General features: G+C 33.0%; 33 protein-coding genes, 5 tRNA genes and 1 rRNA gene. 18 read left to right on the top strand and 21 right to left on the bottom strand.

Going from position 1 to position 25,222, the window contains the following annotated elements; translation table 11 throughout:
- The first annotated feature begins 60 nt into the window (after positions 1-60).
- From METFODRAFT_RS00360 to METFODRAFT_RS00325, 8 genes are all read left to right on the top strand, one after another.
- Positions 61-462 carry a UPF0146 family protein gene (locus METFODRAFT_RS00360; RefSeq protein ID WP_007043514.1) on the top strand — a complete coding sequence of 134 codons (402 nt, stop codon included), beginning with the start codon at positions 61-63 and terminating at the stop codon, positions 460-462.
- Between the two features lie 99 nt (positions 463-561).
- A tRNA-Thr gene (locus tag METFODRAFT_RS00355) sits at positions 562-638 on the top strand.
- A gap of 18 nt (positions 639-656) precedes the next feature.
- Positions 657-734 (top strand) — tRNA-Pro (locus METFODRAFT_RS00350).
- Positions 735-741: 7 nt separating this feature from the next.
- Positions 742-818: transfer RNA gene (locus METFODRAFT_RS00345), tRNA-Tyr, on the top strand.
- 107 nt (positions 819-925) lie between these two features.
- Positions 926-999 (top strand) — tRNA-Lys (locus tag METFODRAFT_RS00340).
- Positions 1,000-1,010: 11 nt separating this feature from the next.
- Positions 1,011-1,125, top strand: a 5S ribosomal RNA gene (gene rrf, locus METFODRAFT_RS00335).
- 48 nt (positions 1,126-1,173) lie between these two features.
- Positions 1,174-1,251: transfer RNA gene (locus METFODRAFT_RS00330), tRNA-Asp, on the top strand.
- 55 nt (positions 1,252-1,306) lie between these two features.
- Complete coding sequence (locus METFODRAFT_RS00325) at positions 1,307-1,936, top strand: 4Fe-4S binding protein (protein ID WP_007043513.1); 630 nt, start codon at positions 1,307-1,309, stop codon at positions 1,934-1,936.
- Between the two features lie 11 nt (positions 1,937-1,947).
- Here the strand turns inward: METFODRAFT_RS00325 and METFODRAFT_RS00320 are convergent, their stop codons facing one another.
- A complete protein-coding gene (locus tag METFODRAFT_RS00320; protein WP_007043512.1) occupies positions 1,948-2,970 on the bottom strand; it encodes a type II glyceraldehyde-3-phosphate dehydrogenase in 1,023 nt (340 codons plus the stop codon).
- 395 nt (positions 2,971-3,365) lie between these two features.
- Between METFODRAFT_RS00320 and METFODRAFT_RS00315 the strand changes: the two genes are divergently transcribed.
- Positions 3,366-3,920 carry a DUF483 domain-containing protein gene (locus METFODRAFT_RS00315; protein WP_007043511.1) on the top strand — a complete coding sequence of 185 codons (555 nt, stop codon included), beginning with the start codon at positions 3,366-3,368 and terminating at the stop codon, positions 3,918-3,920.
- A 13-nt stretch (positions 3,921-3,933) separates the two neighbouring features.
- Positions 3,934-4,587 carry an NAD-binding protein gene (locus tag METFODRAFT_RS00310; RefSeq protein WP_007043510.1) on the top strand — a complete coding sequence of 218 codons (654 nt, stop codon included), beginning with the start codon at positions 3,934-3,936 and terminating at the stop codon, positions 4,585-4,587.
- Between the two features lie 5 nt (positions 4,588-4,592).
- On the opposite strand, the gene METFODRAFT_RS00305 is transcribed toward METFODRAFT_RS00310, so the two are convergent.
- On the bottom strand, positions 4,593-4,904 hold the full coding sequence (locus tag METFODRAFT_RS00305) for a hypothetical protein (RefSeq protein ID WP_007043509.1): 312 nt from the start codon (positions 4,902-4,904) through the stop codon (positions 4,593-4,595).
- Position 4,905: 1 nt separating this feature from the next.
- The gene (gene cbiT / locus METFODRAFT_RS00300; protein WP_007043508.1) at positions 4,906-5,451 is read right to left on the bottom strand and encodes a precorrin-6Y C5,15-methyltransferase (decarboxylating) subunit CbiT; all 546 of its coding nucleotides are present in this window, start codon (positions 5,449-5,451) and stop codon (positions 4,906-4,908) included.
- 73 nt (positions 5,452-5,524) lie between these two features.
- Between cbiT and METFODRAFT_RS00295 the strand changes: the two genes are divergently transcribed.
- Entirely contained in the window at positions 5,525-6,529 is a 1,005-nt protein-coding gene (locus METFODRAFT_RS00295) for a site-2 protease family protein (protein WP_007043507.1), read from the top strand.
- 119 nt (positions 6,530-6,648) lie between these two features.
- On the opposite strand, the gene METFODRAFT_RS00290 is transcribed toward METFODRAFT_RS00295, so the two are convergent.
- The 8 genes from METFODRAFT_RS00290 to METFODRAFT_RS00255 form a co-directional block, all read right to left on the bottom strand.
- Positions 6,649-6,825, bottom strand: a complete 177-nt coding sequence (locus METFODRAFT_RS00290; protein ID WP_007043506.1) for a 30S ribosomal protein S27ae — start codon at positions 6,823-6,825, stop codon at positions 6,649-6,651.
- Positions 6,825-7,127 (bottom strand): 30S ribosomal protein S24e, encoded by a 303-nt coding sequence (locus METFODRAFT_RS00285; protein WP_007043505.1) that lies wholly within the window; start codon positions 7,125-7,127, stop codon positions 6,825-6,827. Before METFODRAFT_RS00285 ends, METFODRAFT_RS00290 begins: the two co-directional genes overlap by 1 nt.
- Position 7,128: 1 nt before the next feature.
- Entirely contained in the window at positions 7,129-7,614 is a 486-nt protein-coding gene (locus METFODRAFT_RS00280; RefSeq protein WP_394296030.1) for a GTP-dependent dephospho-CoA kinase family protein, read from the bottom strand.
- Between the two features lie 12 nt (positions 7,615-7,626).
- Positions 7,627-7,803, bottom strand: coding sequence for a transcription elongation factor subunit Spt4 (gene spt4 / locus METFODRAFT_RS00275; protein WP_007043503.1), 177 nt, complete (start codon positions 7,801-7,803; stop codon positions 7,627-7,629).
- Between the two features lie 11 nt (positions 7,804-7,814).
- Positions 7,815-8,378 (bottom strand): DNA-directed RNA polymerase, encoded by a 564-nt coding sequence (locus METFODRAFT_RS00270; protein ID WP_007043502.1) that lies wholly within the window; start codon positions 8,376-8,378, stop codon positions 7,815-7,817.
- A 188-nt stretch (positions 8,379-8,566) separates the two neighbouring features.
- Complete coding sequence (mfnA, locus tag METFODRAFT_RS00265) at positions 8,567-9,703, bottom strand: tyrosine decarboxylase MfnA (protein WP_007043501.1); 1,137 nt, start codon at positions 9,701-9,703, stop codon at positions 8,567-8,569.
- 24 nt (positions 9,704-9,727) lie between these two features.
- The gene (locus tag METFODRAFT_RS00260; protein ID WP_007043500.1) at positions 9,728-10,585 is read right to left on the bottom strand and encodes a fumarate hydratase; all 858 of its coding nucleotides are present in this window, start codon (positions 10,583-10,585) and stop codon (positions 9,728-9,730) included.
- A gap of 30 nt (positions 10,586-10,615) precedes the next feature.
- Positions 10,616-11,272 carry a histidinol phosphate phosphatase domain-containing protein gene (locus tag METFODRAFT_RS00255; protein WP_048115139.1) on the bottom strand — a complete coding sequence of 219 codons (657 nt, stop codon included), beginning with the start codon at positions 11,270-11,272 and terminating at the stop codon, positions 10,616-10,618.
- Between the two features lie 84 nt (positions 11,273-11,356).
- Here METFODRAFT_RS00255 and rbcL point away from each other — a divergent pair, with 84 nt between their 5' ends.
- The 3 genes from rbcL (at position 11,357) to METFODRAFT_RS00240 (ending at position 14,090) form a co-directional block, all read left to right on the top strand.
- Positions 11,357-12,634, top strand: coding sequence for a type III ribulose-bisphosphate carboxylase (gene rbcL / locus METFODRAFT_RS00250; protein ID WP_007043498.1), 1,278 nt, complete (start codon positions 11,357-11,359; stop codon positions 12,632-12,634).
- A 250-nt stretch (positions 12,635-12,884) separates the two neighbouring features.
- The gene (locus METFODRAFT_RS00245) at positions 12,885-13,103 is read left to right on the top strand and encodes a class III signal peptide-containing protein (protein WP_007043497.1); all 219 of its coding nucleotides are present in this window, start codon (positions 12,885-12,887) and stop codon (positions 13,101-13,103) included.
- 123 nt (positions 13,104-13,226) lie between these two features.
- On the top strand, positions 13,227-14,090 hold the full coding sequence (locus METFODRAFT_RS00240; protein WP_007043496.1) for a thermonuclease family protein: 864 nt from the start codon (positions 13,227-13,229) through the stop codon (positions 14,088-14,090).
- 61 nt (positions 14,091-14,151) lie between these two features.
- On the opposite strand, the gene spcS is transcribed toward METFODRAFT_RS00240, so the two are convergent.
- The 4 genes from spcS to METFODRAFT_RS00220 all read right to left on the bottom strand — a co-directional run bounded on the left by spcS (position 14,152) and on the right by METFODRAFT_RS00220 (position 18,312).
- Positions 14,152-15,459, bottom strand: a complete 1,308-nt coding sequence (gene spcS, locus METFODRAFT_RS00235; protein WP_007043495.1) for an O-phosphoseryl-tRNA(Sec) selenium transferase — start codon at positions 15,457-15,459, stop codon at positions 14,152-14,154.
- Between the two features lie 85 nt (positions 15,460-15,544).
- Positions 15,545-16,831, bottom strand: coding sequence for an alkaline phosphatase family protein (locus METFODRAFT_RS00230; protein WP_048115159.1), 1,287 nt, complete (start codon positions 16,829-16,831; stop codon positions 15,545-15,547).
- Between the two features lie 16 nt (positions 16,832-16,847).
- Positions 16,848-17,651, bottom strand: a complete 804-nt coding sequence (locus METFODRAFT_RS00225; protein WP_007043493.1) for a hypothetical protein — start codon at positions 17,649-17,651, stop codon at positions 16,848-16,850.
- 4 nt (positions 17,652-17,655) lie between these two features.
- Positions 17,656-18,312 (bottom strand): sugar phosphate isomerase/epimerase family protein, encoded by a 657-nt coding sequence (locus tag METFODRAFT_RS00220; RefSeq protein WP_007043492.1) that lies wholly within the window; start codon positions 18,310-18,312, stop codon positions 17,656-17,658.
- Between the two features lie 118 nt (positions 18,313-18,430).
- On the opposite strand from METFODRAFT_RS00220, the gene METFODRAFT_RS00215 reads away from it, so the two are divergent.
- Positions 18,431-18,940, top strand: a complete 510-nt coding sequence (locus tag METFODRAFT_RS00215; protein WP_007043491.1) for a hypothetical protein — start codon at positions 18,431-18,433, stop codon at positions 18,938-18,940.
- Here METFODRAFT_RS00215 and METFODRAFT_RS00210 read toward each other — a convergent pair.
- From METFODRAFT_RS00210 to METFODRAFT_RS10990, 3 genes are all read right to left on the bottom strand, one after another.
- The gene (locus METFODRAFT_RS00210) at positions 18,930-19,274 is read right to left on the bottom strand and encodes a DsrE/DsrF/TusD sulfur relay family protein (protein ID WP_007043490.1); all 345 of its coding nucleotides are present in this window, start codon (positions 19,272-19,274) and stop codon (positions 18,930-18,932) included. The genes METFODRAFT_RS00215 and METFODRAFT_RS00210 overlap by 11 nt on opposite strands.
- 13 nt (positions 19,275-19,287) lie before the next feature.
- Positions 19,288-19,503, bottom strand: coding sequence for a sulfurtransferase TusA family protein (locus tag METFODRAFT_RS00205; protein WP_007043489.1), 216 nt, complete (start codon positions 19,501-19,503; stop codon positions 19,288-19,290).
- A gap of 276 nt (positions 19,504-19,779) precedes the next feature.
- Positions 19,780-19,941, bottom strand: coding sequence for a hypothetical protein (locus tag METFODRAFT_RS10990; protein WP_007043488.1), 162 nt, complete (start codon positions 19,939-19,941; stop codon positions 19,780-19,782).
- A 273-nt stretch (positions 19,942-20,214) separates the two neighbouring features.
- Between METFODRAFT_RS10990 and METFODRAFT_RS00200 the strand changes: the two genes are divergently transcribed.
- Positions 20,215-20,916: a 6-carboxyhexanoate--CoA ligase gene (locus METFODRAFT_RS00200; protein WP_007043487.1), complete on the top strand. Its 702-nt coding sequence runs from the start codon at positions 20,215-20,217 to the stop codon at positions 20,914-20,916.
- Between the two features lie 12 nt (positions 20,917-20,928).
- Positions 20,929-22,041 carry an 8-amino-7-oxononanoate synthase gene (gene bioF, locus METFODRAFT_RS00195; protein ID WP_007043486.1) on the top strand — a complete coding sequence of 371 codons (1,113 nt, stop codon included), beginning with the start codon at positions 20,929-20,931 and terminating at the stop codon, positions 22,039-22,041.
- Between the two features lie 4 nt (positions 22,042-22,045).
- Here bioF and METFODRAFT_RS00190 read toward each other — a convergent pair whose 3' ends face one another.
- Both METFODRAFT_RS00190 and METFODRAFT_RS11735 read right to left on the bottom strand, forming a co-directional pair.
- On the bottom strand, positions 22,046-22,450 hold the full coding sequence (locus tag METFODRAFT_RS00190; RefSeq protein WP_007043485.1) for a nucleoside-diphosphate kinase: 405 nt from the start codon (positions 22,448-22,450) through the stop codon (positions 22,046-22,048).
- Positions 22,451-22,472: 22 nt separating this feature from the next.
- Complete coding sequence (locus tag METFODRAFT_RS11735; RefSeq protein WP_007043484.1) at positions 22,473-22,580, bottom strand: rubredoxin-like domain-containing protein; 108 nt, start codon at positions 22,578-22,580, stop codon at positions 22,473-22,475.
- Positions 22,581-22,662: 82 nt separating this feature from the next.
- Between METFODRAFT_RS11735 and purE the strand changes: the two genes are divergently transcribed.
- On the top strand, positions 22,663-23,136 hold the full coding sequence (purE, locus tag METFODRAFT_RS00185) for a 5-(carboxyamino)imidazole ribonucleotide mutase (protein ID WP_007043483.1): 474 nt from the start codon (positions 22,663-22,665) through the stop codon (positions 23,134-23,136).
- Between the two features lie 4 nt (positions 23,137-23,140).
- On the opposite strand, the gene METFODRAFT_RS00180 is transcribed toward purE, so the two are convergent.
- Positions 23,141-25,063, bottom strand: a complete 1,923-nt coding sequence (locus tag METFODRAFT_RS00180; protein ID WP_007043482.1) for a PINc/VapC family ATPase — start codon at positions 25,061-25,063, stop codon at positions 23,141-23,143.
- Positions 25,064-25,222: the final 159 nt, after the last annotated feature.

Here is a 25,222-nt window from a genome sequence, read left to right as displayed (position 1 = left end):
TATCCCCAAAACATATTATGGTAAATCATATTATTAAATATTTTGATTGAAGGTGGTAATGTGGATGAAGATGTTATCTTTAAATTTATTTTTAACTATGCAAAGGATAACAACTATAAAAAGATTGTTGAGGTTGGTGTAGGATTTAATTGCAATATAGCCAAAAAATTAAGTGGGTTTTTTGATGTTTTTGTTGTTGATATAAATAATAACGCCATAGAGAACGCAAAAAAAGAGGGATTGAGAGGATTTGTTGATGATGTGTTTAATCCAAATTTATCCATTTATAAAAATATAGATTTGATATATTCCATAAGACCTCCAAGAGACTTACAGTTATTTATTTTGGATATTGCAAAAAAAGTAAATGCTGATTTGATAGTTAGGCCTTTATCCAATGAGTTTCCAATAAACTTAAAACTGGCGAATTACAATGGGGAGATTTTTTATGTTTTTAAGTGATTTTTTCTATTTTTATTATTATGCTCGTTTGTGACATATAAAAAAACTACCGAAAATTTTATATATTAGTTTTGTATTTATTGTTTGTGCTGACAAGGTGCCTCGGTGGCTCAGCCTGGTAGAGCGCCTGACTTGTAATCAGGTGGTCGGGGGTTCAAATCCCCCCCGGGGCTCCAATTATATTTGCTTTTTGTGGGCCTGTGGGGTAGCCTGGTCTATCCTTTGGGATTTGGGATCCTGAGACCCCAGTTCAAATCTGGGCAGGCCCACCATTTCTGTCCGGCGGTAGTTCAGCCTGGTAGAACGGCGGACTGTAGATCCGCATGTCGCTGGTTCAAATCCGGCCCGCCGGACCATCATGTACCTTATACAAAACCTTCAAACCGAAAGGTTTATATATGAGAACAACGTATGGTATGTTGCAATCAAATGATAAGTAAAAACGAAAGATAAAATTTGTTGAGGGCCCGTAGCTCAGTCTGGCAGAGCGCCTGGCTTTTAACCAGGCGGTCGAGGGTTCAAATCCCTTCGGGCCCGCTATGCACTGGTACGGCGGTCATAGCGGGGGGGCTACATCCGATCCCATCCCGAACTCGGAAATTAAGTCCCCCAGCGATGCCCCGAGTACTGCCTTCCGGTGGGAAAGGGACGACGCCGCCGGCCACTTTTTACTACCCTTAATTAAATAAAGGTTGTCCTCGGCATTGTTATGCCCTGGTGGTGTAGCTCGGCCTATCATACAGGACTGTCACTCCTGTGACTCGGGTTCAAATCCCGACCAGGGCGCCATATTTTTTATTTTTAGAAAATTAATCCGTAAATTTAAATATATTGTTGGGATAAAATGAGGGATAAGAAGGAAGTTGATGAATTTTACAATTTTTTAAAAAGAAAGAGTATTTTAAGAATTATTATAAGAAATTTATTTGAGAAAAAGACGGAGTTTTTAGAAACTAACAAAAGAACAGAAAAACCTCACTTAGATAACTGCATAGGTTGTGGGTTGTGTGTGGATGTTTGTCCAACAAATGCAATAGAGATTTTTAAATTTAGGGAAGTTATTTGCTCATGTTGTGGGGTATGTGTGGAGGTTTGTCCAAACAACGCTATAGAAAAGGACAGATTCACAATTGATCCAGAAAAATGCACTAAATGCGGTTATTGTGTATTATTCTGCTCAATCCCATACATAAAAAATGAAATCCCAAAACCAAAAACTCCAGTTATAACATCCGAATGCAACAAATGCAAACTCTGCATTGAAAAATGTGAAAATAAAGCAATATATTTTAGTGATAACAAAATTATCATCGACGAAGAAAAATGCAAAAATTGCCTGAAATGTGTTGAATTTTGTCCAATGAAAGCAATTCTATCACCAGAAGAGTTCATTAACTCATGCATAGTTAAAGTTGATATAAACTCATGCATATTCTGCAAAGAATGCATGGAAGTATGTCCACTAAAAAAGTAAAAAAAGATAATTTATTTGATTCCCAAGGATTTATTTGTTTTTTCAATGGACTTCATATTATCATCTTCCATTTGGAGCATTGCTCTTATACAGTCAATATTTTCTGGAATAACATCACTTTCTTGATGAACTGCTTGCATTAAGAAGACCTCATTATCAACAACATTAACACTCTCTTCCCAAATTGGGATTTCCCATAAATCATATCTTGGTCTTCCCAAGTCTCTTGCATATTCAATAATTGTTGCTGTTGAGTTTAATCCATCTTCTGCACTTACAGTGAAGACCCTTGGTGTTTTTTCAATTGCATCTAAAATAGCATCTCTTGTTGTTCCTGTTGTTTCTATCATTAAAGAATGCATGTGCATTAATGTTGTAGGAACAATTACTGCAGAAGTTAAAATCTTACCTTCAAACTTAGGAACTACTGAAACTACATCAGGCCCGTGGTGGGATGGAACTGTTGGTGGATTTGGAACAATTGCATTGATTGGCCCTCTTTTTGCATCGTTAGGATCTGCTCCCCTTCTAATTAAAACAACCCTTGCCTTAACGATATCTGTAACTGAATCAACTGCATAAAAAGTTCTACAAAGCCCTGTTGTGTTACAAGATACAACCCTTATATAATCTTTCCCATAGCATCTATCGTAACTCCACAATGCGTTAAAGCTATCCTCAACAAACTTTGCCTTTTCTCCCCCCTGCAAAATAGCCTTTACTTTGTATTTTTTGTAGATGTTTTCTAAGTTGTCCTTCCCAATTCCACCAGGAGCACAATCAACAACGATATCTGCATCTTCAATTACATCAAAAATAGTTCCCTCAATTTCAACACCTTTCTCTTCAAACAACCCCTTCCTCTCTGGAATTGCTGCAAATAATTTGTAACCTTTTTCAACTGCCAACTTTGCCTCAAAATCAGGCTTTGTTTTTGTAACTCCAATAACTTCCATGTCATCCTGCTTTGCAACTGCGTCAGCAACTCTCTTTCCTATTGAACCATATCCGTTTATCAATACTTTAACTGCCATTATATCACCACCCTTAAATAATCAAAACAACAGTGAATTAATCTAATTGTAATATGGCCGTTGCGAAATACTATAAATCTGTCTTATTTCAATTTGGATGTTTACAACAATATAATTTAAATTTGATGTATGTTAAATATATAGTTGTTTGCGTTAAATATTGAAAAATACTTAATAAATTTAAGAGAGATTTACAACCTATTTTAAAATTTAAGACAAATACAATATTTAAGAATTTCGAAGCATATGGATAATTTTAGTAAAATTCGCAAACAACTATAATTTTTGCAGAACGGCTATAAATCTTATGACTAAAATTTTTATTGGATATCCTATATATACTTAACATCATGTTAAGATAAAACTACTGAAGTAAAATAAAAATTGGGGTATGTATGAGAGAAATTCTAAATAAAATAATGGAATTGAGAGAAAAAGGCAATAACAGTGAATTTAATATCTTAGGAGGATACATAAAAGACATGGATGAAGAAAAATACAACTACATAATATTTAGGCTAAAAAAACAGATAGAGATTGTTGAGAAATACAAACCAAAAGTTAGACCTGCAATAGATCCAATGGTTTCCATGGAATTGGGAATTTATAGAAGATTGGATGATTACGAACTTGGAAAACTTTTAAATTATCCGGAGTGTTGTATAAAATCATTTTCAGAGGATTTTAGAATAGGAATTGATAGAGATCATTTAAAAGAAGCAGAGGAAATAAAAGAAAAATCCAATAATGCCTATGCGATAATTCTACCCTCTGGATTTATACCTTGCAGTTTAAAATGTGAGGAAAGTTGGAAGAGGAATTTAATAGGTATTGTAGATGAGGATGAATATTATAGAATTTTAGAATTGGAGAAGGAATTGAAAGAAAAACTTCCACATTTCCATGGTGCTTATGATGAATATTACGAAAAGATAATCCTTAAAAAATAGAAAAGGTGAAGTAATGTATATTATTATGGCGGGCATTGGTAGGGTTGGTTATGCCCTTGCAAAGTCATTATCTGGAAAGGGTTATGATTTAGTTCTAATAGATGTTGATAAAGAAAAGTGCAAAACCATCTCTGCAGAACTTGATGCCCTTGTTATACATGGGGATTGCACAAAAACAAAAATTTTAGAGGATGCAGGTATTGAGGATGCGGATATATTCATAGCAGTCACTGGGAGAGAAGAGATAAATCTGATGAGTTCATTGATTGCAAAGGGCTACGGTGTTGCAAAAACAATAGCAAGGGTAAGTGAGCCAGAATACAAGGATGTCTTTGAAAAATTGGGAGTGGATGTTGTTGTAAGCCCGGAACTTGTGGCGGCAAACTACATAGAAAAACTCATAGAAAGACCAGGAATTGTTGATTTGGCAATTGTTGGTAGGGGGGATGCTGAGATTCTTGAGTTGGTAATTCCTCAAAACTCAAAGGTCGCAAATAAAAAGATAAAAGATTTAGGAAGACCTAATGATTATTTAATTGTCGCTGTCTATGAGGATAAGGAGTTAAAAATCCCAGATGGAAACACTGAATTAAAACCAGGAGAGAGGATTTTAGTACTTGCAAAATCAGATGCTGTAGATGAAATAAGGAAGTTCTTTACAGATTAATTAAATTACGCAATTATAATCTCAACATCATCTTTATCATCATCTAAAACTGCCTCGTTATCTTCATTTTCTTCAATACATGCAACATCATCATCTTTATCGATATTTTTTCCAATTTCAAAAAACGGTTTGTATCTTATTTTTATTGTGATTTCTCCTTCTTCTATATCTTTGTTGTATGGAATTTCAATGGACTGAACTTCTTCAGATAACAACTCTAAGGTAATATCCCCTCCTTTAAGTTTGGGGGACTTAATGTTTATGTAAGATATAATAATACCTTTTGGATTTTCAAAGGTGATCTTTATCTTATCCATTTTATCCCTTCTTCCCAGTTATGATTGTTATTGGATTTTTTGCCATCATCATATGCCCTACGCTTATTTTCTTTCCATATGAGATAGATACATTTACTACTTCAACGTTGTAGTTGTATTTTTCTAATAGAGAAATGATTTTTACAGTATTTTCTAATACAATAGTATTTGCAACGATATGGTTTATTTCTTTTTTGTTTAAGATTTTTATTATCCCTTCAATATCCTTCGTTCCTCCAATAAATGCCTTGTTAAAATCAATATCATTTAAGATTTCCTTTGCGTTGCCTTTTATGACTTTGCAGTTTTCTACTCCAAATTTTTTTAGGTTTTTTGTTGTGGTTTCTATGGCTTTATCATTAACATCTATTGCATAGGTGAATTTGCATCTTCTTGCAATCTCAACACTCATCCCCCCACTTCCACAGCCAATATCAACAACAACATCATCTTTACTCAACCTCAATTTTCCTATACTAACTGCCCTAATCTCCTCTTTGGTTATTGGAACGCCTTCCATCCTTATAAACTCATTATCAGGAATCATATTTTCACCAAATTTATATACTAAAAAACACAATAATACAATATTAAAGTATTTACTTCTGGGGGGAGATACCTTGCAATCACTAAGGATATTTAAGATTATGGGTATACCAATCGAACTTCATATAACATTTATATTGTTGTTAATTTTGGTTTATTTTTTATGGGGACTTGGAGGGCTTATTTTATATACTTTACTTTTTACTTCAGTAGTTTTGCATGAACTTGGACATTCTTATGTTGCAAAAAAATATGGTGTGGAGATTGCAAAAATCATGCTTTTGCCAATTGGTGGAGTGGCAATGATGGATAAAATTCCAAGGGAGGGGGAGTTTAAAATAGCAATTGCTGGACCTTTAATTAGTGTTACATTGGGAATTCTGCTTTTGATATTCTCAAATTATGTAGATTTCAACGTAAGTGGATATCCATTATTTAAATCAGTTGGATATTTAAATATATTGTTGGGGGTTTTTAACCTTCTCCCGGCATTTCCTATGGATGGGGGGAGGATTTTAAGGGCTATGTTATCAAAAAAGATAAGTTATATTAAAGCAACTAAAATAGCATCTACAATTGGGCAGTATTTTGCATTTATAATGCTCATTTTTGGATTGTTAAACATGAATATTATTTTGATATTGATAACGATCTTTATCTACGTAGGGGCTACGCAAGAATATAGAGCAGCGATATTTGATGAGGTATTTAAGAAGATAAAGGCAAAAGACATAATGACAACAAACATAATCCACGTGCATCCGGAAATGAGTATTGATGAGTTTATTGATTTTATGCTAAAGTATAGATACTTAGGCTATCCAGTGATTGAAAATGGCAATTTAGTTGGTGTTGTTACTATTAACGACATTGCGGGTGTTGAAAAATCCAAAAAGATTAGGGATGTTATGAAGAATCCAGTGGTAGTTTTTTCAAATGCCGATATTTCTGAAATTTTAAACAATATGGATGATGAAGATAGGGTTTTTGTTGTGGAGAATGGGAAATTAAAAGGATTAATTTCAAAAACTGATGTTTTGAGGGCATTGAGAATATTGGGCTTAAAGAAAGGATTTTAATCCCAATATATAAATTTATGGATGTATGCTTGAAAATAAAATAAGAAAAAAGAGGCCTCTGCGTCACAATATTAATCATTAAAAAATTAAGGTATAGATATCTTGCAAACGACTATAGATTATTCTTCTTTTTGACCGCTTTTCTTCCATTCAGTGTATCCACACCTTCCGCATGCGTATCTGTTTAAATGTTCAGCCATGAAGACACCAGGGCCACATTTTGGACAGAACTTTTTTAATCTAACTACTTTGTCCCCTTCAATTTTGTAGTATTTGTATTTTTGTGTTTTTCCCATTATTCTCCCTCCGCAACAGTTTCTTCTTCAATTTTGTTCTTATCTAAAACGGATTTCTTTTCAACCATATTCATAATTTTTTCGTCAAAGTAGAGTTTTGCATAACCTTTTGCTTCTTGCTTACCAAATTCTTGGTCAATTTTATCAACAATAAGCATGTTTTTATCAGCATTCAACATTGCAGCGAGTTTTAATTTGACATCTTTTATTGTTGGTGTAGCACCTTCAAATGCAACTACGAATCTAACTTCTCTTCTACTCAATAACGGGTTTTGCCTATCTGATATAATCTTTATTTCCATGCTATCGCCTCTCCATCATTTTTAGTATTTTGTCGATTTGGTTCTTTAGTTCTTGTGTAATTTTCAAAAAAACAATGCCTTCATCCGGCTGACCATACAAAACGATTGTGTTTTCAGGAAAATATTTGATAACAGGAATAACCAATAAATCTTCTTCTCCTTTTACCAATAGTGCGATATCCCTATCATTTATGTTTGCCAAGTATTTAATTTTTTCGATGGCTTCATCTGATATACATCCAGGAGGGTTTTCAACTTCAAAAGTTTTTTTAAATTTATGTTCTATATCTACTTTAATATTCCTTTTTGTCTTTAAATCAAAAATCGATAAGTTTGGAATAATACCTTTGGATAATAAGGTTTTTGTTGTGATATCACCAACGCAAACAACCTTTCCATTTATTGGAGGTAATTCTTTATATACTTTTCCGAAGGGTTTTTTAAGATACTCTCTAAGTTCATCTGTTAATATATACACCTTGCTCATCCTCCAAATGCATTATTTTGCACTCAATGCAAATTTCCCTTTTATATCAATCTTTGCCTTCTTTGCTATTTCCGATTTTAATGGGTCGAGAACTATTAAAAGTCCTCTCCAATTTTCAGTGGTTTCTCCCATACATAGGGGGCATCTCTCTTCATTTGTTAGGTATTTGCATTTTAGGCATGCCCTCATATACTCACCTACTACTCATTTTGTTGAGATCTTTTCTTTTCCTCTTCAATCCATTCCAACTTTCCTAATCCTACCTGTCTCATTGTCAATGCAATTTTACTACCTCTTCTTCTTTCTTCTCTCAAACTTATTGCTACAATTCTTGCCCTAACTTTATCTCCAATTTCCAATACCTTACCAGTTTCTCTACCAATTATTGCCTCTCTTTTTGGGTCATAAGAGACATAATCATCCATTATTTGGGAGATGTGGATAAGTCCATCAAGAGGCCCTAATCTTACAAATGCCCCAAATTCAACAATATCCACAATCTCTCCTTCAACGACCTCATGCAATTCTGGAACATAGATGAGAGTGTCAAAAACCACTGGATGGTATGCTGCTCCATCACCATGTATGACTTTCCCCTCACCAATTTCTTTCAAATCCACAATTGAAAGTATAAAGCCAATGTCCTTATCCAAAATTCCTTCGTATTTTTCCCTTAGGATTTTTGTAATTGTCTCCTTTAGTGGTCTTCCAAACATCCTTGGAGGAACCCTAATGATGTCAGAGATTGTTAAAATTTTATACAAATGACCACCTCACATATATTTTTGTTAAATCTACAAAACAGAAATTAACTAAATTAAAAAATAGAACATGGATGATAAAAATTAATTATACAAAAATAACACAAGATACTAATACATTATTCATCCTTCATCATATATAAACCTAACCACTATGATCTTTGAAACTATGAAAAATTTGAATAAAATCACTATACTCTTAATGATGCTAAGACCTCAACAAACTCATCAATATGTTCTTTTTTAACATGTGGCATGACTACAATCCTTAAAGCATTTACACATTTGCAGATTGAGACATACCATCCTTTTTCTCTCAATTTTAAACATGTTTCATTTGGATTTTCGTCTTTTAATGCGACTATATTCATAATTGGATCAATTACACATTCAATTCCATATTCTCTTGCTTTTTTTGTTAAGTAGATCGTATTTCCCATACATTCTGAGACGATTTTTTTATATCCATCTTTTCCAAGGAGTTTCATTATGCCCCAAGTGCATGCAACCCCAAATCCTACTCTTGTTCCCACTATCGTTGCCTGCTGGGTTTCAGTTAAGTAGGGTGCTTCTATATCCAAGTATTTTTTGAGTGGGGTATTCCTAAACAATATTCCTCCCGCAGGTATTGGGGAGAGCCCCATTTTATGCGGATCTATTGTTATGGAGCAAACACCTTCCAATGAAAAATCAAAGTTGTAGTTGATCCTCTTTTTCTTATATTTCTTATCCAAAAATGGAATAACAAAACCTCCAAATGCGGCATCAACATGTAAATAAACATCATTATCTATTGCTATTTTTGAAAGTTCCTCAATGTTGTCTATTGTTCCGAGTTCTGTACTCCCTGCAATGCCAACAATACCATCAACTTTGTGATCTTCCACATAATCCCTAACAAAATCAACATCAATTGTGTAGTCCTTTGTTATTGGAACTTTTATGAATTTTAAATCCATCATGTCTTCTGCCTTATCAAATGAGAAGTGGGCAGTTTCTGGGATTAGTATTTTTGCATTTCTGTTTTTCATGTTTTTGATTACCCTCATTGCCATTAGATTTGCTTCAGTTCCACCAGTTATTATATATCCAAAGGCATTTTTGTTGTGCAATAACTCTCCAATCATCCCTATAACTTCTTCTTCCAATTTCTTTGTTCCTTTAAATAATCCTGGATCTCCAAGATTTGTCTCAAGGAACATCTCAACTATTTTTTTTGATATTGGGTGGGGTTTTGTGCACATTGAGCCCAATATCCTTCCATCTTCATACTTTAAGTCAATCTTTCTGTATTCCTTTAATGCCTCTAAAACTTTCTTCTCATCCATGGTTTTTACCTTTTTAGTTTTTTATTATTGTATTTCATCTAAATTTATAAGTTTTGATGCCTTTCGTTGTGCCCAGCATTGAATACATATTCCAACAGGGAAAGAAGCAGTATGGCATCCAGAAATCTCAATAAAAATATCTAAAGCAGTAACCTTACCTCCTAATCCCATAGAACCAATGCCTAAATTATTTATTCTTTCTAAAAGTTCCTCTTCCAATTTCGATATATTTTCATCTCTATGTCTTTCCCCAATTTCCCTTAAAAGTGCCTTTTTAGCCAATTTTAACGCTACATCTGCAGTTCCTCCAATACCAACGCCAACAACTATTGGCGGACATGGTTTTCCTCCTGCATTTGCAATAGTTTCAAGGACAAATTTCTTTACACCTTCAATTCCTTCAGATGGAGTTAGCATCTTTAAAACACTCATATTTTCGCTACCAGCACCTTTTGGGAAAACAGTTATCTCTATTTCCCTGTTTAAGTTTTCATCAAACTCAATATTTATAAATGGGGCATTTAAGCCGACATTTGTGCCAAAGTTCTCTCTCGTCAATGGATGGACGACGTTAGGTCTCAATGGAATTTCTTTTGTTGCTCTTTTTACTCCTTCTTTAATCTCCTCAATAATTTCCATAATTTCTGATGAATCCATGTTTTTCCCAATTTTTAAAAATATTATTGGAACGCCCGTATCCTGACAAAGAGGAATTTGCTTTTTCTCAGCGATTTTGTTGTTTTCTATGATTGCCTCTAAGATGTTTTTTGATGCTCCTTCTTCTATTTTACAAGCATCTTCAATTGCTTTTTTAACATCATCTGGAAGGTAGATAACTGCTTCTCTAAACAATTCAACAACAATATCTGAAATCTTATTCATGAAATCACCTTTATATTGATGTTAATTTGTTTATTTTATTCTTTTTAATAATTCCTTTGGATAATGCAATAATGTATCTTCTAACTCTTTCTTACTCATTCCACAACCCAAACCAACCTTTTTTGCAAATTCAACGTCAATCAAATCTTCTGGAGCATGGGCATCAGTATTTATCAAAGTTTTTAATTTAAATTCCCTCGCAACGCTTAAAACATAACCATTTGTTAATGAGTGTCCTCTTCTTGAAGTAATTTCAACGAATATATCATTTTCTTTTAAATTTTCAGCAGTCTCTTTATCAATAAACCCAGGATGAGCGAGAATATCGACGTCCTCAGATATTGAGGCATAGTAGTTGGTTTTTTCTTCAACTGGCTCAACAACTGTTTCCCCATGAACAACAACAATCTCCGCCCCTAAATCCTTTGCTTTTTTTGCCATCTTTGGTATTGATTTTGGTGGGATGTGAGTTAGTTCAACTCCTACAATAACCTCAATATCCCAGTAGTTTTTTAACTCCTCTTTTGCAAGGATTGTTTTTTCAATTAATTCCTTATAATTGCTCGCATCTGCGTGGTCAGTTATTGCTATTGCTTTATGCTTTAAAACCATTGCCCTCCTAACCAATTCAGAAGGGATTAATTCCCCATCACTAAATACCGTATGCGTATGGAAATCATACCTCATTCTATCACCAATCATTTTAATACAATACAGAAGTATTAAATATCTGCAATTATAAAATTTTTTATATAAAATGGGGGTGTTTTTATGGACTATGTTGATTTGAACTATACGCCAAATGATAATGATTTGTTATCTTGCATAAGGGTGAAGGCAAAGGATTTAAAGAAAGTTGCAAATGAAATTGCAGGTGAAAGTTCAATAGGGACATGGACAAAAGTTCAAACAATGAAGAGCGAGATTTATGAAAAACTAAGACCAAAGGTTTATGAGATTGAAGAGATTGGGGAAGAGGGGGAGAATAAGGTAGGAATAATAAAAATTGCATATCCATTAGATGCATTTGAAATTGAGAATATGCCGGGAACATTAGCAGGGATAGCAGGAAACATATTTGGAATGAAGATTGTTGAAGGATTGAGGATTTTAGATTACAGATTCCCAAAGGATTTTGTTAAGGCATATAAAGGACCAAGATATGGGATTGATGGGATAAGAAAACTTCTAAGTGTTAAAGAAAGACCACTACTTGGAACAATTGTAAAACCAAAGGTTGGATTAAAAACAGACGAGTTTGCAGAGGTTGCATACAACGCATGGATTGGGGGATGTGATATAGTTAAGGATGATGAAAACCTTGTATCCCAAGATTTTAACAAATTTGAGGATAGGATATATAAGGTTTTAGAGTTGAGAGATAAGGCAGAGGAGGAAACTGGAGAGAAAAAGATTTACATGCCAAATATAACGGCAAAATACAAAGAGATGCTTAGAAGGGCTGAACTTGCAGAAGATGCTGGGAGCGAGTATGTTATGCTTGATGTGGTAGTTCTTGGATTCTCTGCAGTGCAACAATTTAGAGAAGAGAATTTTGATTTTGTTGTTCACGCACATAGAGCAATGCACGCTGCAATAACTCGTTCAGAGAATTGGGGAATGACCATGCTAACCCTTGCAAAAATATATAGGCTTTTAGGGGTTGACCAACTTCACATTGGGACTGTTGTTGGTAAAATGGAAGGAGAAAGGGATGAGGTTCGCTCCATAAGGGATGAAATTGTATTGGATAACGTTGAGGAAGATGGCAAAAACAAATTCTTCAGTCAGGGATGGTTTGGAATGAACAATGTTTTCCCAGTATCTTCTGGGGGGGTTTATCCTAAGTTAGTCCCAGAAATCATTGAAATTCTCGGAAATGATGTTATTATTCAAGCAGGTGGGGGGATCCATGGGCATCCGGATGGGACTGTTAAAGGAGCAATAGCAATGAGGGCAGCGATAGATGCGGTTATGGAAGGAAAATCATTGGAAGAAAAAGCAGAGGAAGTTAGAGAATTAAAAATAGCATTAGAGTATTGGGAATGACTTTTCTAGTTTTTATTGGGAATATCTATTTTTTGATGAAAAATTGATATGTATTCAATGATTAGGGGTTAAAATCGTTGCAGTGTTAATGAGAATGGATACTTTGTGATACAAAGTAATGGAAAGACATATATTTTTAAAACATAATATTATTAATTGAAATTGGGTTGGCTAGGGGGTTAAACGATAGGCGTGTAGGTTGGGTTAGAGGCTATACCATTATAAAACAAAAAATCTAAAGGTGATGTAAATGAAATTAGTAGAAAAATTGATGTCCAAGAGGGGGCAAGTTTCAATGGAGATCGGGATCTTAGTTGCAGCAGCAGTTGCAGTCGCTGCTATAGTAGCATACTACTACACAACAAGAGTTAAAGAAAGTATGCAAAACGCAGGAACACAGGCAAATGCAACTGTAAACAAATTAGGAGAAGTTGCAGAGAACGCAACAAGCAAAATACCAACAATCTAAATTCTAATTTTCTATTTTTACTGATTTTTATCATATTAAACAATAATACCAATATTGTTATTTTTGTATTTTAATTTTTCGGATTACATTAACTTTTTAAAATAACATTGGGAGGGTAAGAATTTGAAAATTTTAAAATGGATTTTGACAATATTTTCTATAATCGTAATATTGGCTTTTTATAACTACATGACTGAGAATGTATCAACTCAGAATTGTTCAAAGACACTGGATAATACAAATTCTGAGAAAAGTTCAATAATAAGTTCTATCGATAATTCCTCGTTAAAATCGAATGAAATTCCATTCTGGGCTAAAGAGTATCTTCCAAAATACCATGGTTATAATTATAGCATATGGAAGGTTTTAGATGTTAAATCTCCTCAAACTTATCAAGTGGAACCTATTGGTGGAAATGACGAGTTTTATGAAAAGGGCAAGGAATATATGAATTTAAAAGAAAAAGCAAAAGAATGTGGGAAAGATATGCCGCCATACCGCCTTGACGTATTTATAGGAATAATACCACTATACAATACTACTGATGCCTTTGCTTATTTTTTAAGGTGTAATGACATAAACACGTATGAAATTTTCCTTAATGAATCTAAAAAATCTAAATTTTATAAATTGTATAATGAATCGTACTTGAAAATTGCTGACGTGGCTTATGAGTGGGAGAGGGATGAATTAATCGGGAGAAAATTGGTATACATTAGATATTGGATGGATTTTAAAAGTTGTAGTAATGAATCCGAGCCTATAACTCTTGCAAGTTTATGTATTTATGATGGTGGGAAGGATTTAACCTACGAACTATTAAAAAGAGGTTATGCTTACTTACGTCCAGAAGTTTTAGAGATATGTAATGAGACACAATACCCAGAAACTCATGAGTATTTAAAAAAGTATGTGGAGGCACAAGAATATGCAAAAGAACATAAGTTAGGGGTTTGGAGTATTGATTTATCAGAATTAAAAAACTAAAACTATTTTACTACACCAACAAATCAATAATCCAAATTTTGTTTTTTCTTAAGGTTATAAATTAAAGAACTTTCTCCAATTTCTTAACAACCAACTCTATATCCTCATTTTTAACCCCAATTGCAGAATTTACAACAACGTAGTTGTAGGGATACTCTCCCAAATAGCAAGTTCCAAATTTATCGTTTTTTCTAATACCTCTCGGTCCAGTTATCCTTAAGTTGTATAATTTTGCAGCAACATTGATAGGGTCTTTTTTTGTTGTTATACATGAGGAGATTGGGTTTTTTACATTTAAAACTCTCTCCCCTTTTTTCTTTGCAAGTTCATTTAATAACTCATCTAACAACTTTTTACTCTCTTTCTGTTTCTTCATTAAATCCAAATACTTATCCATTCCAAGGGATAGGAGGGATATTAATATATTAACCACTGGCGTAGCACATGCCCTTCCTGGATAGGAGAGGGAAATTTCCCTTAAAAATATTTTGTCCTTTGAGTAAATAATACCTCCACCAATAGGAGTGAATAGATTTTTATCCGATGAACTGACAACAGTATCGACTCTATGCTTAAATGCCTTCTTTAACTTATCAATATAGAAGTTGTTTTGAATTGCATACGCTCCATTTATTATGTGGGGAACATCAAACTCTTCACAAATTTTTGAGATTTCTATGATATCATCGCTTTCCCTTGGCGGGAAGAATGTTAGAGTACTTAAAATGCACGGGTTGTTGCTTTCATTTATTTCTTTTTTAATTGCATCCTCTATATCAGAAACACCAACTCTAACAGCATCTCCATAAAGTTTTGTCTCAACCAGCCTCATCCTCATGCCTATGTATGATGTTGCTTTTATTGGACTCTTGTGGGATGCATAGGGATAAATAACGACATTTGAGTTGTATTTTTTCCTTGCCGCACTTAGGCATAACGATAGGGACATCCCTGTTGCTACTGGAGAGGCAATAGCATTAACCTTTAACCCCAAATTTTTTAGAAAACTCTCTAAGATTTTGTTTGTCAATGCATACATTATACTTGCTCCCGGTGCTTTAGGTTGGGCATCAATTAAGTTCCCACTCCTACCAATACCATGACAAAATCCACCAACAAGTTCATTTTGAATTTTTGAGGCTATTCTTGCTTCCCTCTCACCAATCTGAATAACTTTTGGATCTTTGTCAGTATCCATTAATGATAAAATTTTTAAGAGCAATCTTATCTTATCATCATCCAATCCTTCTTTTGGGATTTTTCTCTGGTTGAAAATCTCCTCTATTATGTTTAAGTTCTCTTTTAATGTTAGTTCCCCTCTTTTTTCCATATTTGTTGGAATTAATCCAGAAAAGTTTAAATTTAGCATAGTATCTCCCCAAGTGAAATTCTGTATTAAAAAATTCACAAAATTACATAAAATAGATTCTAAATAAATATATTTATACCTATTTTTAATCAATCCTTAAATGCCTTGTTTTACTATCGTCTGGAATGTATTTTAAAATTCTGTTTGGCCTTAGTCCATACAGCAAAGCCCTATCTGTGTAGTTTAGGATGATATTCATTAAATCATATGCCCTTATATATAAACTCCCCTTTGCACAAGCCCTTTCATTAAACTCCTTAACATCATCTCTTCTAACGTATTTCCCGACTATTGTTATTGGAACACTCTCTCCAGAGTGGATCAAATTTCCAACAGACGGTGTTGAGTGATCTGCAGTAATAACAATTAAATCATCTTCTAAATTCAAGAGGGGATTTAAACATGCATCAATCTTTTCAATGACTTCTTTTTTAAATTCTGGTTTTTTTGTGTGTCCTGCTTCATCTATCTCTTTTGTATGGATGTGGATGAAATCATAATCCAAATCAACCGCCATTTCAATTGCCTCTTTAAAATCCTCACATTTAATATAATCCATTCCCAAAAATCTTGCCAATCCTTTGAAAACTGAACTGTTTCCAATAACAACTCCCCCCATCCCCCATCTTTCACTAAACGATTCAACTTTTTTATATTTTCCTGCCCACTTTGTTAATAACATATTTGCCTTTTGCTTTTCCATTTTTGACCTTTTTCTATTTATTTCATGGTTATCCAATTCTTTAAAGCATTTTTTTAGGTATTCATTTAGGGCATCTGCTGTAGATTTTGCTTTATCGTACTCTATCTTATTTTTGCAGAGTTTTTTTATTGGGCAAACCCTCATAACATGTTTATTTTTATAAAATGGGTCGCTGTCTGAAATTTTATCAGAAATCCATCCATTTTCTTCCCTAATTATTAAAATACAATGTGTGTCATAAGAATGTTTTAATTCAAACTCATAGCCATTGACATAATTTGGCAAACTATCTATGAGTTCGTCTATTTCTTCTTTTGTTACGTTTTTTGTTCTCCTATCTTTAACTAATAACCCCCCATTGCATTTTTCAACAAAACCAAATGTTGCTCTTAAGTAGATTTCGTTTTCTTTAACCTCTATATCTTCCCCAAGAGATTCTATAAATCCCCTCCCGGGAAAGTCGTTTAAACTGTATCCCCAAAGTAAGAAGTGAGCTACTTCAGAACCCAATGGAATTCCTTCTTTATATGGAATCATAAGCCCAGTTGCCCCTCTTTTTGCAAATTCATCCAAATTTGGTGTGTTTGCAGCCTCCAATGGAGTTTTATTATTTAACGCCTTTGAAGGTCTATCCCCCAAGCCGTCCAACAAAACCAGTATTGTCCTCATGATATCACTTTTGGTTTTAAATAAATTCCTTAACAATTTCAATATATTTAAAATCTTCCACATATCCTCTCTTAACAATCTCAACAGAAACTGGATATATAAATTCATTTAGGAACTTTCTAACCTTTTCTTCTTCAAATATAACTTTTCCATCCTTATCTCTATAGTTCCCACTAAATACACAAGAAAACTGTCTCTTCCCCTGTTTCCAATCAACTCCGATAATATCTTTTATCTTACTATTCTCTTTAACGTATTTTATTGGAAGTTTTAATTTAACACCCAATTCATTACATATTCTTTCATAAATCTCCAAAACCATCTCTACTTGATCAATTTTAAAGTCGCCATTGTGATGAATTCTTTCTCCACCTATTATTACACTCCCTAAATGCTTTGATAATGGAATCCTCAAAATCCTCAAATATGCATGACATCCTATGCATGGTGTGTAAAATCCAAATTTTTTAATGATTAGGGAAACAAATCTTCCGTTTAATGCGTTCCATAACTTTGGTTCAAACATGAAATGCAAAGGTAGAAGAACCTTGTCATTATAAAGATTTTTTACCCTATCGTTTAGAAGTTCCCAATTTTTGTAAAATATCTTTTTATCTCCATAATCTGTCCCAGTAAATGCAACTACAGGCAATATAACATCAAATTCTCTAAACGCTTCTATTATCGCAGCGGCACTATCTTTTCCAGAAAATTCGCCTATCGCAATATCTTTTAACTTTATTCCAAATTCATCTATGATCTTAAATGTATCCCCTGAGAGTTCTAACTTATTAAATGATTCCTTAAAATCAATATACATTTAATCACCTATGCTCTTTCAAATATTCCTCACACATGTTCTTGGTTCTTATTATATCTTCAATATCCATAAGTTCAATAAACCAAAAATCACAACCAATATCTAAAAGTTTATCCAACACTGGCCTTAGATTTTCAAGGTTCTTTGGGGCAATATGGCCGATTTTTGGCACTTCTTTTTCATAAACATGAACATTGTATATTCTATCTGAAAAGATATCTACATACTTAATCCTATCTTTATAATCAACATGTCCTATGTCATAGGTTATCAAACAATCAGTAATATCTGCTATTTCGATTAAATTATTTGGATTTGATGAAAAACCATCTTTTAAATTCTCAATACATATTTTTACGTTCCTTTTTTTTGCATAATCAACTAACTCAGATAAGTTTGAGATTAGAACATCAAGATCTGGTTCTTTCCCATTGGTTATGTGAAGTGTTAGATAATCATAATTGGAAACCATATCAACAGTGTTTTTTAGAATGCTTAGGGAATTATTATTTGGAATCCCTAAATCTACAATTGGAGCATGGAATCCCACAATATTCTCCATATTTTTGTTGTATGGACAAAAATGCAGACCCCAATCTATATATTCAAATTGCTTAAATATCTCAAAACCATCTTTAGTCCTAACACACACCCCAAGCAAATAACCACCTTTATATCCTATTTGTTACAAAATATAGTAATTAGAATATATAAACATTTCATTAAAAAATCTAATAACATGCATTTGGGGGTAACAATGCCCTAACGCTTATGCTCATTTGGTTCTTGGAAAGTTATACTTGGATAATAGAATAAAAATAGATAAAATCGATTTGGATAACTTCTATTTTGGCTGTATTATTCCAGATATAAATCACATATCTAATTTGGAAAGAAAAATTACTCATTTTTATGAAGGAAATGTTTTTGAATTCTTCAAACCAAAAACCAATGCAGAGTATTCCTTTTGTTTAGGATACGACTTACATATAAAAATTGATAATTTGTGGAAGTACAACATACGATTAAAATATGATATACCCCTTGATGAGAACTTAAAAATATACGATTATCTTGATTATTTTTTGGAAAAAGAGTATAACCTAAATTATGATTATTTTAAAAGCCACGTTTTGGGGGGAGATTGTAATTTGTTGAAGTATGTTGATAAAAATTTATGTGAAGAATGGAAAAAAAGATGCATGATGAATAAAATTAGGCCCGAGAACAAGAATAATTTATATGAAAAACTTGTAATGGAATTTTTGAGTATATATTTTAGAATGTAATAACCTTATCACCTTCCTTAACAAACGCAACCAAATCATGCATTGTTCCAAACTCAACACCTTCAATTAAGTCATCGTCGCTAATTCCCCTGGCCTTTCCACAAGGTCCGCATGCCTTAACTTTTGCCCCCATCTCAATGCAATTCTTCAAAAACTCTAAATAATTTGGAACTTCACTTGGGTTTTGGTTTTTCTTTGCAACATAGACACCATCTTCAAGTAAGAATATATTTACCTCAATTCCTTCCAATAATGAAGTTAAAGCAAATCTTAATGCAGAGTATGCCCTTTCTTTTCCATAAGGAGCAGTTGTAATAATAACTGTGAATTTCAAACTCCCACCTTTATTATTTTTTAATAACTATTCTAAATCCACTATCTGTTTCTTCTGCAGAAACAACAGTATATCCATTACTCTCTGCAAATCTTTTTATATTTTCTAATGCTGGTTTGTAATCTCCAACAACCTCTAACTCTTCCCCACCACCTAACTCTTCCAATGCCTTTTTTGTTTTTAATACTGGCACTGGACATATATCTCCAGTAACATCAATTTTTTTCATAGCAATACCTCCAATGCTTTTATTTTTAAAATGTAAAAAATGGTATAAATAATTTTCTTAAAATAAGTTTAATAGCAAAAATATACATTAGAAAATCTAATGACTATATATCTAAATCTTTCAATGTTATTAAAATACATTATTTAATCATTATTAATCATGATAATCTTCCCAAAAATAGCACCTAACTTATAAACAGTATGCATGCCTTTGTAGTAAAATAGCAGTTTTATTTTATCTTAATTTGCTTATATACCTAATGCTCTTTTGGCTACTTTATACAAGCATAGAACCTATTATAATTAAACCTACTGCATACCCTAAAATTTCTACCAACTTACTGCCTCTAAATGGTCTCTTCAAATCTGTTGTGATTTGCTCAATATCTTCAGCAACCTCATAGTTAATGTTATTGATGTTGTTTAATTTTGTTTCCATATTATCACCCTATCTAATATTGTAATAATTCGCAAGGTATAATTAATATTCCCTAACTCAATTTTACACCTGATTATACATTGAAAAAACAAATATATATACTTTTTTGCTCATTATAAATCGTGATAAATGTCTTTAATGAAAAATAATGATAAATTGTTCGTTTTAACATTAATGATCAATCATGATAAATTTAAATTATAAATTCAAATAAACAAATTATAACTACAGAATATAAAACAGCACTTAAAATAATAAATTTTGGTGAATTAAATGTATGGTATAAAAATGAGGGCATCAAAAAACGGAAAACACATATCTGGAGCAGAGAGGATTGTGGATAAGGAGGAGATTGAAAATGTTGCGAGAGAATTAATAAGAAGGGCATTAATGCATGAAAATGGAACTCCAGACTTTATAAACTTAAAGATTGAGGAAATTAAGGAGGAAATAAAATACATCAACCACTTGCCAATAAAAACAATAGAATGCAAAAATAAAGAAGAAGCAAGAGAAAAAGCAAGAGAAATATTAAAAAATGAAGGTATTCCAAATGAACTAATAGATTACGCATTTAAAATAATTGATAAAGGAGGAATGAGAGGAGCGGCAATTTTAAATTTAAGGGGAGAAAGATTAGAGCCAGATAAGGAAAGGGGCATTAGGGTTAAAAATATAGATACAACAAAAGAACTAAAGGAGAATATTTTAAAGGAAAAATTAGGGACAGAAAGGACTGTTGATGCTATTGCAATTGCATCTAAGGTTATTCATTTGGGAATTATAGCGGAACTCTGCACATCAGATAATAAAAGTTACACAACTGGCTATGTTGCAACTAAAAAGGGTTATTTTAGGATTACAAATTTAAAAGAAAAAGGAGAGAATGGAGGAAGAGTGTTTTTTGTTAAAGATGATGTTAATATAGATGATTTAATAAACAAATTAGAAAACAAGCCATTCATTATAAAATAAAAAGGGATTTTTATGTTTAGGGAAAAATTGAGAAAGGAAATTGAAATTATAAAAAGTAATGGCTTATATAGATTTTTTAGGGAAAAAAATGATGGAGTTTTGGATTTTTCTTCAAATGATTATCTATGCCTATCAAAGCATCCAAAGGTTGTTGAGGCAGTAAAAGAAGGCCTGAAGTATGGGGTTGGCTCAACTGGTTCAAGATTAACATCTGGAAACATAAATCATCAAAGATTGGAGGGGAAAATAGCTGAATTTAAAGAGGTAGAAAGATCTTTGGTTTATTCGTCTGGCTATGCAACAAATGTTGGGGTTATCTCTGCACTTTGCAAAAAAGGAGATTTGATTTTGAGTGATAAACTTAACCACGCCTCTATTATTGATGGTTGTAGGTTAAGTAAGGCGGATGTTTTGATTTACAATCATTGTGATGTGGAGCATTTAGTTAATTTAATCGAGGAGAATTGGAAAAAATACAACAATCTATTCATTATAACTGATGGTGTCTTTAGTATGGATGGTGATGTTGCCCCTCTTAGAGATTTAAAGAAAATAGCGGATGAGTTTAATGCTATTTTAATTGTTGATGACGCTCATGGCACAGGAGTTTTGGGCAATGGGAGAGGAACATTAAAGCACCTCAATTTAAAACCTTCTGACAACATCATCCAAATTGGAACTTTATCAAAGGCTATTGGTGGTTTAGGAGGATTTGTTTGTGGGATTGAGGAGGTTGTAGAGTACTTAATAAACACTTCAAGGAGTTTTATCTATTCAACTTCTCTGCCACCGTGTATTGTTGAAGGTTGTATTAAGGCATTTGAGATTATTGAAAAAACCGATATAGTTAAAAAACTTCAAAAAAACATCAAAACAGCAAATAGAATTTTTAAAGAAAATGGATTTATTGAAGAGGATAATATAACTCCAATCTATCCATTCATTTTTAAAGAAAAAACTGTGCTTATTGCTGAGCATTTAATAAAAAATAACATCTTCTGTGTTGGGATTAGGTATCCAACAGTTCCAAGAGGTTCAGAAAGAATAAGGGTAAGTATAAACGTTGGGCATAAAAAGGAGGATTTTGAGGTTTTGTGTGAGAGGATTAGGGATGTTTATCAATAATATTTTAATCCCCAAAAAACATCTTTATTTCCCTTTCAACACTTTCCTTTGAATCTGATGCATGGATTATATTGTCTGGAGTTGATAATGCAAAATCTCCCCTTATTGTTCCCGGTTCTGCTTCTGCTGGATTTGTTTTTCCTATCATCTTTCTAACCGCAGATATTGCATTCTCCCCTTCAACAACCATCACCACAATCCTACCAGATGTCATAAATTCTATTAATCTTTCATAGAATTCCTTTCCCTTATGTATTTTGTAAAATTCTTCCGCCATTTCCCTTGAAAGTGTTAGCATTTTCATCTCAACGATCTCAAATCCCCTATCTTCAAATCTTTTTATAATTTTTCCAATCAATTTCCTCTTAACCGCATCGGGTTTTAATAATATGAAGGTCTTTTCTTTCATAATACCCCAAAAATATTTTTAATTAAAGGGAAAGCATATCTATTGCAACATAGTAGTTCTTTGAATGCCCACATGATGGACATTCCTCTGGAGGTTCGGTTGCCTTGAGTAAATTTTCAAGAGTTTTCATAACAACACCTCCATAAATTAAATATACGTCCCAAATAATAAAAGTCTTTCGTAAAAAAATAAATGAATAAAATGGTGAAAACATGATTTGTATAATTATGGGAAGTGAGAGTGATTTAAAAATTGCAGAAAAGGCAACAAATGTTTTAAAAGAATTTGACGTTGAGTTTGAGGTTAGGGTTGCCTCTGCCCACAGAACTCCAGATTTGGTTGAGGAAATTGTTAAAAACTCTAATGCAAAAGTGTTTATAGCAATTGCTGGTTTAGCCGCTCACTTGCCTGGAGTTGTTGCAAGTTTGACAACAAAACCTGTTATTGCAGTTCCTGTTGAAAGTAAATTGGATGGAATGGATGCTTTGCTAAGTGCTGTTCAAATGCCTCCAGGAATTCCAGTTGCAACAGTTGGGATAGATAGGGGAGAGAACGCTGCTATTTTAGCACTTGAAATTTTAGGTTTGCAAGATGAAAAAATAGCAGAGAAGTTGATTGAATACAGAAAAAAACAAAAAGAAAAAGTCATGAAATCAGATGAAAAAGTTAGAAATATGTTTAAATAATTTTTTATGCCAAATCTACGTAGATATCTTTACCTTTTTTCATTGCCTTTAATAATTCTTTACCAATACTTGTTTTTTTGTTTATCTTAACAGTTCCATCTGAACTTACTGTTGCTGAGCATAAGTAATCCCCATCAACATAAATCTTTATATTTGCTCCAGCAAAGTCCTCCCCAACATCCACAACTATATGTTTTCCAACTTCTTTGAGTTTTGTAAACTCATATTCTGATATGTATTCGTAAGATAATCCTTCATTTTCAAATTCCTCAACGTCTTCTTTTGCTCTAACGCTAATTTTCAATCCAATAATGTCTTCCAATTTTGAGATTTCTCTTCCTCCCTTTCCTATAATTGAACCAATATATTTTTCTGGAACTCTCAACTCAATAGTGTTGTAGTCTAAAACCTTAACTTTTGGTTTTGCTTTCTTTGGAAGGAACCTCTTCAATATCTCCCCCAACTTCTCTTCAGCATACTTATAAACTGGAGACCTTTCAAACTCATCCTCCTTTATTGGCATAACAATAACTTCTTCCCCATAGGTGTAGATTTCATATTCAGTTCTCTTTGTCTCAAAGTCCTTAATCTCAATTACTGGTCTTGCCAAATCTGCTTCTTTCATTCCATAAGGAACCTTAACTGTAAAACTTACCTCATAAACCTTCTCTATTCTCCCATCTTTGAGGAATATTACTGTATCGACAATTTGGGGAATAACTCCCAACTCAACCCTGCCAATTAACCTTTGGATGGCATCTATTGGCTTTGATGCGTGAACAACCCCGATCATCCCAACTCCAGCCATCCTCATATCTGCAAATATTTCAAAGTCCTTTGTTTTTCTCACTTCATCGTATATTGTATAATCTGGTCTAACTAATAGAAGAATATCGCAAGTTTTTTCCATACTGCCTTCAAGAGGGGCATATTGTGTAATCTCCTTATCAACTTGTAAATCCCTTGGACTTTCCATAGTTTTTACTATTTTTCCTTGATTTTTGTAGAATTCTGCAAGTGCTGAAACGAATGTTGATTTACCACTTCCTGGAGCACCTGAAACAAATATACCCTCTGCTTTTTCCTTCAACCTCTCTAATAATTCATCTGATAGGTCATAATCCTCTAAAGAAACCTTTGCTATTGGTCTTACTGCTGTAACCTCCAATGCCTCAGAGAATGGTGGTCTTGCAATTGAAATCCTTATATTTCCAAGTTGGATTACTGTTGCCCCCCTCCTTTGAATTTCGATTAATCCGTTATTTTGTTCAGTGTATTTTATGATGTTGTCTATGATTTCTTCCATATCTTCTTTTGTAAGTTCTTTATCTCCAATAGGAACAAGTTTAATCTCTCCTGGCCTGCCTCTCTTTGCATAAGGAACACAGTCTTCTTTTAAGTGGACTGACATTGTCAACTCATCAAAATACTTATCTAAAACTAATTCAACCTTTTCTTCTTTTACCTCTAAGTAATATGCCTCAATTTCTTGTGCCAATGCCAAATTATATTGAATCCAATCACTTGTTAAGAGTATTGAGTTCGTTTCTTTTGCAACCTTTCTAATCATTGCATCTATTTCTCCACTTTTAGCAAGTGCAATTTCCTCTCTTGTGGGTCTTTCTCCATAGTATTCAATTTCAATGTTGTATTCCTTTGCAATTTCCACCATATGCCTTAACTCTTCAATCCCCTTGTAACCAATCTCTCTACCCCTATTTGCCTGATATTCAAGTTCAGAAACTACTGCCTCTGGAATTATTATTTTACTATCTTTAATAACACCTTTTTTTATTAGTTCAGTTATTCTTCCATCAATAACGACGCATGTATCTACCGTTATATTCTTGTTTTTTAAATCTAATTCCTCAATAGGAATGTTTTTTTCTTCCAAATTAACTTCATAATCTTCATTATATCTTTCCATTATCCATCACCTCGATAATCTTAAATCCTAATTATATATTTTATTTTAAGTCTATTTTAAACTCTTGCATTTGTTCATTTAAATTTTACATTACAATTAATAATGACTATAAATAATTAGGAATAATAAAAAATTAAAAAACAACCCTTATTTTGAAAA

Origin of the sequence: Methanotorris formicicus Mc-S-70, assembly GCF_000243455.1 — an archaeon.
Lineage (GTDB): Archaea > AGJL01 > Methanococci > Methanococcales > Methanococcaceae > Methanotorris > Methanotorris formicicus.
This window is presented reverse-complemented; position numbering and strand designations above follow the sequence as displayed.